Genomic DNA, 6,044 nt, shown 5'->3' with positions numbered 1-6,044 from the left:
ATATTATAATTATATATTCACATATCGTCAAAATTATCTACAATTCTATTTTATTTTATTTTTTGCTATATTTAAAGCTTTATTAAATTGTGGATCTTTATTTCTATCATAAGGTGAATTTTTAAGAACTTCGGGGTATTCCACTTTCACATCAGGTTTTATTCCCTTTTTGTGTATATTTTCACCATTTGGAGTATAGTATTTAGAAATAGTAACCTTAAGTGCAGTCCCATCTCCTGTATCCAGAACGGTCTGAACGACTCCCTTTCCATAAGTCTTTTCTCCAACTAAAGTCCCAAGTTTATAATCTCTAATTGCTCCCGAAAATATTTCCGAGGCACTGGCTGTATTCCCATTGGTAAGTACAGTTAAGGGCAGTCCGTTAAAATCTCCACCTTTTGATTTATATTCTTTTTTATTATTATACTTATCTATAGTGGAAACTATTACTTTGTCCTTCGGTACAAAATTGGAAATCATATCTACACATTGATCCAGCAGTCCCCCCGGATTATCTCTCAAATCCACTATTAGTGATTTCATCCCCTGACTTCTCAATGTATTTAATTTATCCTTAAAACTTTTAGCTGTATTTTCATCAAACATAGACACCTGTATGTATCCTACATTATTTTGAAGCATCTCGCCAGTTACTGTAGAAATGTCTATCTTTTGTCTGTTGACTTTCACATTGAAGCTGCCTTTATTTTTTCTGTACAACGTAAGGGTAACTTCTGTATTTTCCTTACCCTTCATAAGCGATACAGCTTTATCAAGATCCTTTCCATTTACAGTAATCCCATTCACTTTTTGAATTATATCATTTGCAATTATTCCTGCTTTTTTAGAAGGTGAACCATCAAACACACTCATTACTACAATATTGTTGTTTTTTGACGTAACCTGAATTCCTATTCCACTGTAATTTCCTTCAGTTTGAACATTAAAATCATCATATTCTTTTTTATTCATAAATACAGTATATGGATCATTTAGTGACGAAGTCATTCCTTTAATGGCTCCTTCCACTAATGTATTATCATTTATAGGTCCATCGTAATATTTATACAATTGGTTTCTGACCTCAAATAACTTTGAAAATTCTCCCATTACATTACTTTGAGTATTTTTTATAAAACTAGTAGTTCCAAACATTGTAAGAATATTTGTCACAAGTACAATAACTACAGTCCACGTTATCCATCTTTTTTTACTTTTCAAACTATACACCTCGTTTTCTGAAACATTCACTATATAATAGTATTTATGTAAATCTTAAATAATTATAACACTAAAAAATAAATTTGCGGAAATATTTATAAATACTTTCAAGACAATTATAAAGTGATTGTTAGTTTTAGGTTGAGTTTGCTCATAAAACCATAGAGGCTGTTTCAAATAAATTTCGAAACAACCTCTAATAAACAGTTAATAAAAAGCTATGTCAATTTAAACATTTAAAAATTTCCTAATAGACATTACACTTCCTGCTGCACCTATTATCACACCTGCTAAAATAAACAATCCAAACACAGTGGTAGCCACATAATGCGGGCTTATCAATTGCATCATTATAAATGCAGATGACGCCTTAGCATAAACTATCCTATACAGATAATACAGTACTAAATTTGATACTATTGCCCCTATTACCCCTATTATTATACCTTCTATAATAAAAGGCCATCTTATGAACCAATCTGTAGCTCCAATATATTTCATTATACCTATTTCTTTTCTTCTTGAATAAACTGTTATCTTTATTGTATTTCCTATTAAAAACAGTGAAACTCCTATGAGCAATACAAATATAATACTTCCTGCCCACTTTATAGTTCTGGTTATAGTTACAATTTTATCTACAATACCTCTCCCATCCTGGATACTGTATATTCCAGGCATTCCTTTTATGTTGCTGACTACCTTGGAAATAATTTCCGGACTGCTAACTTTAACTATGTATGAACTTGGAATCGGATTGTCCTTATCTAGTCCCTCCACCAGTGATTTATTCTGATCTCCCAGTTGCTTTTTAAATTTATTCAGCGCCTCAGATTTTGTTTCATAGCTCAAATTGACTACTCCATCTATATTCTTTATCTTATCTTCAATATCCCTTTTTTGAGACATAGTTATATTATCTTCCAAATACACTTTTGCTTCTACCTTAGACTGTATCTCCAATATTCCCTGTTTGATATTCAGCATTGTAAGCATAGATATTCCGAATATAAAAAGTGTAGCTGCTACTGTTGCCGCTGCTGCTATACTTATAGTCTTATTCCTCTTTAAACTTCTAAATGCATCTTTCACAAAAAACCCCATGGCACTAATCCTCATAACCGTATGCACCCCTCTGTTCATCTCTTACTATAATACCTTTTTCTATTGCTATAACTCTCTTTCTCATAGAATTCACTATATTGCTTGCATGGGTTGCCATTAATATCGTAGTTCCAGCATGATTTATGTCATTTATAGTATCCATTATATCCATAGAAGTATCTGGATCTAAATTTCCTGTAGGTTCATCCGCTATCAGTATAGATGGATTATTTACTATAGCTCTTGCCAGAGAAATTCTCTGCTGCTCTCCACCCGAAAGCTCATGGGGAAAGGATCTATATTTGTTGGCAAGTCCAACCAGGGACAATACAATGGGGACCTTTTTCCTTATTTCTCTCAAGGGTGCTTCAATTACCCTCATGGCAAAAGCCACATTTTCATAAACATTGAGGGTTGGTATTAGCCTAAAATCCTGAAAAACAACTCCCAACCTTCTTCGATATAAGGGTATTTGATTTCTCTTTAATTTCGTAATGTCTACATTATTAACTATTATATTTCCACTTGTAGGTTCAATTTCCTTTAAAATAGTTTTCACAAATGTAGTTTTTCCCGCACCGCTAGGTCCAACTAAAAACACAAATTCTCCCTTTTGGATATCCAGGTTTATATTAGACAATGCAAATATGTTGTTGTTGTAAACCTTGCTCACGTTTTTAAACTGTATCATTTAAACCTCTCCTTATATTTAACAAGTTTCCAAGCTTGCACATTACATCAAACATTATATCATAATAATGCAAAAAACCAAAAGTTAAATATATGAAATTATTATTACGGAGAATTTAGCAAAAGAGATGCCCTATAAATCAGCATCTCTTCTAACCCATATTTATTTTAAAGACAGTCCTTTTTTAACAGCTTTAACTATATCATCTCCGGTCAACCCATAAGCTTTTAAAAGTTCATTGGGTTTTCCACTTTCCCCAAAAGTATCTTTAATGCCTATCCTTATAACTGGCGTAGGCAAATTTTCACTTAACACTTCACATACGGCAGAACCCAGCCCACCTATAATACTGTGTTCTTCCGCAGTTATAACTACACCGGTTTTTCTAGCAGTTTCCACTATTGCTTCTTTGTCTATAGGTTTTATAGTATGTATATTCAAAACTGATACCTTTATTCCCTCTTCAGCCAGAGTATTATAGGCTTCCAATGCTGCCTCTACCATTATCCCTGTAGCAATTATAACTGCATCCTTTCCTTCCCTCATTTTTATAGCTTTCCCTATTTCAAATTTATAATCCTCATTATTATTTATAACGGAAACTTTAGATCTTCCAAGTCTCACATAACAGGGTCCTTTCACTTCAGCCACGGCTCTAACTGCTGCCTCTGTCTCCACTGCATCGCTAGGACAGATAACTGTCATGTTGGGAATGCTCCTCATAAGGGATATGTCCTCTACCGACTGATGGGAGGCCCCGTCTTCGCCTACTGTAAGTCCTGCATGAGTAGCACATATTTTAACATTTAAGTTTGGATAGCATATGGAGTTTCTTATCTGTTCAAAGGCTCTCCCAGTAGCAAACATGGCAAAAGTGCTTACAAAGGGTATCTTATCACAGGTGGATATCCCAGCTGCCACCGCCATCATATTGGCTTCTGCTATTCCCATATCCATAAACCTTTCAGGATAAGCTTTTTTAAATCCGGCAGTCTTGGTGGATTTCGAAAGGTCTGCATCAAAGACCACTACTTTTTTATTTTCAGCTCCCAATTCTACAAGAGCTTTCCCATAAGCTTCTCTAGTTGCTATTTTATTTGACATTACTCTTCACCTCCTATATCCCTTAATGCCTCTTCGCATTGTTCTATGTTGGGTGCAGAGCCATGCCACCCTACCTGATTTTCCATGAAGGATACCCCCTTGCCCTTGACAGTCTTACAAACTATAGCAGTTGGTTTATCTTTAACTGATTTCGCCTCTTCAATAGCATCTATAATCTGCTTAAAATCATGTCCATTTATTTCTATAACATGCCACTTAAAGGCTTTAAATTTTTCTCCGATGGGATAAGCAGACATTACCTCTTCACAGGTGCCGTCTATCTGAAGTCCATTTGCATCTATGAAAGCTGTCAAATTATCCAACTTATAATGAGCTGCAGCCATAGAAGCTTCCCAGACTTCACCTTCTTCAAGTTCGCCATCTCCCAACAGGGTATAAACTCTATAACTTTTTTTATCGATTTTACCGCCAAGTGCCATACCAACAGCAGCAGATATTCCTTGTCCCAAGGATCCCGTAGACATATCAACACCAGGAGTTTCATTCATATTAGGATGTCCTTGAAGTATAGAACCCAGTTTTCTAAGAGACTTTAACTCCTCCACACTAAAATATCCTCTTCTAGCAAGAGTACTGTACAGTACTGGAGCCGCATGCCCTTTTGAAAGTACAAATCTGTCTCTATCTAAATCTCTGGCATTTTCAGGATCAACATTCATCTCATAAAAATATAATGTAGTTAAAATTTCAACTGCAGACAGTGAACCGCCTGGATGGCCTGAGCCAGCCTTAGTCAGCATTTTTATTATGTCTTTTCTTATAACTGATGCAATCTTTTTAAGCTCTTCTATATTTTTTTTCACAACTTCAACCTCCTACTAATACTACTAATCAAGTAATTCTCAGGCCCAGCTGGAGTTTATTCACAGAGAATGCTTTTCTCCACCTGAACCTCGGATAAAAAACTTTAACTTTATTTTAACACAAAGTTTTAATTTCATATATATAAAGCACCACAAAACTTCACCCCTGTGCTCTAAGCACCGGGGCTTATAATCAACAACAAAACCTAAATCCAGGTTTCTGTTAAAATTAAAAATTATAGTAAATTATACGTCATTGAGTTCAATTGAAAATCTATTGAAGCCCAATACTTACTAAAAGTGCATTATCTACTTTTTTCATATCACTATCTGTCATATGACCAATTTTTTCTTTCAATCTTCTTTTATCTAAGGTTCTTATTTGTTCCAGCAGCACTACCGAATCTTTATTGAGGCCATAGGCCTCTGAAGATATTTCCACATGAGTCGGAAGTTTTGCTTTATTTATCTGAGAGGTAATAGCTGCAACAATTACGGTTGGACTATATTTATTACCAACATCATTTTGTATGATAATAACAGGTCTTACCCCTCCTTGTTCAGACCCAACTACAGGGCTTAGATCAGCATAAAATATATCTCCTCTTTTCACTATTGTCGTCATCTGGCAAATCACTCTCCGAAAGCTTCGCTTCATATTCTTTTAATTCCTTTATGTCACTTGCAAAGCCCATTTCTGAAAATTCAAGATTAAGTTGTGCCATTTCCCTATATCCTTTTTCCATTTCTGATATTCTATTTAACCTTTTTTTCTCACTAATATATAATATGATAACTTCCCTAATAAATTCACTCCTTTTTTTGCAATCTTCTTTAAGTGCCTTGTTGAATTCATTATATAGTGTTTCTGAGAGGTCTATTACTAATCTTTTAGAATTTGACATATACAAATTAATACCTCCTATTACCCTAAGCGAAAGATTATACAAGCTCATTATAGTACCAAATCTGTAGGCATGTCAAAGAAATTATCTATAATTTCACCAATTTTCTACTTGTATTTTTTTACATAGGGTTTTTTATCTCTATAACTATTCTAATATAACTTTTTAATATTTCTATTTAAGCATATTACAATC

The 6,044-nt window shown here is 34.2% G+C and carries 7 protein-coding genes; all 7 read right to left on the bottom strand.

Features of this window, described 5'->3' with window-relative positions:
• Positions 1-45 precede the first annotated feature (45 nt).
• On the bottom strand, positions 46-1,221 hold the full coding sequence (locus tag J5G60_RS16040) for a S41 family peptidase (protein WP_150356741.1): 1,176 nt from the start codon (positions 1,219-1,221) through the stop codon (positions 46-48).
• Positions 1,222-1,449: 228 nt separating this feature from the next.
• Positions 1,450-2,340, bottom strand: a complete 891-nt coding sequence (gene ftsX, locus J5G60_RS16035) for a permease-like cell division protein FtsX (RefSeq protein ID WP_150356742.1) — start codon at positions 2,338-2,340, stop codon at positions 1,450-1,452.
• The gene (gene ftsE / locus J5G60_RS16030; RefSeq protein ID WP_150356743.1) at positions 2,330-3,016 is read right to left on the bottom strand and encodes a cell division ATP-binding protein FtsE; all 687 of its coding nucleotides are present in this window, start codon (positions 3,014-3,016) and stop codon (positions 2,330-2,332) included. The genes ftsX and ftsE overlap by 11 nt, the downstream gene beginning before the upstream one ends.
• A gap of 162 nt (positions 3,017-3,178) precedes the next feature.
• Positions 3,179-4,120 carry a transketolase family protein gene (locus J5G60_RS16025; protein WP_150356744.1) on the bottom strand — a complete coding sequence of 314 codons (942 nt, stop codon included), beginning with the start codon at positions 4,118-4,120 and terminating at the stop codon, positions 3,179-3,181.
• On the bottom strand, positions 4,120-4,944 hold the full coding sequence (locus J5G60_RS16020; protein WP_150356745.1) for a transketolase: 825 nt from the start codon (positions 4,942-4,944) through the stop codon (positions 4,120-4,122). Before J5G60_RS16020 ends, J5G60_RS16025 begins: the two co-directional genes overlap by 1 nt.
• Positions 4,945-5,218: 274 nt before the next feature.
• Positions 5,219-5,569, bottom strand: a complete 351-nt coding sequence (locus J5G60_RS16015) for a type II toxin-antitoxin system PemK/MazF family toxin (protein ID WP_150356746.1) — start codon at positions 5,567-5,569, stop codon at positions 5,219-5,221.
• Positions 5,529-5,849: a CopG family transcriptional regulator gene (locus J5G60_RS16010; protein ID WP_150356747.1), complete on the bottom strand. Its 321-nt coding sequence runs from the start codon at positions 5,847-5,849 to the stop codon at positions 5,529-5,531. The genes J5G60_RS16015 and J5G60_RS16010 overlap by 41 nt, the downstream gene beginning before the upstream one ends.
• Positions 5,850-6,044: the final 195 nt, after the last annotated feature.

The organism is Clostridium sp. HV4-5-A1G, assembly GCF_900184915.1.
In the GTDB taxonomy this organism is placed as follows: Bacteria; Bacillota; Clostridia; order Clostridiales; family Clostridiaceae; genus Clostridium_B; species Clostridium_B aromativorans.
The sequence above is the reverse complement of the archived record's forward strand: the minus strand, read 5'-3'. Positions and strand labels throughout refer to the sequence as shown.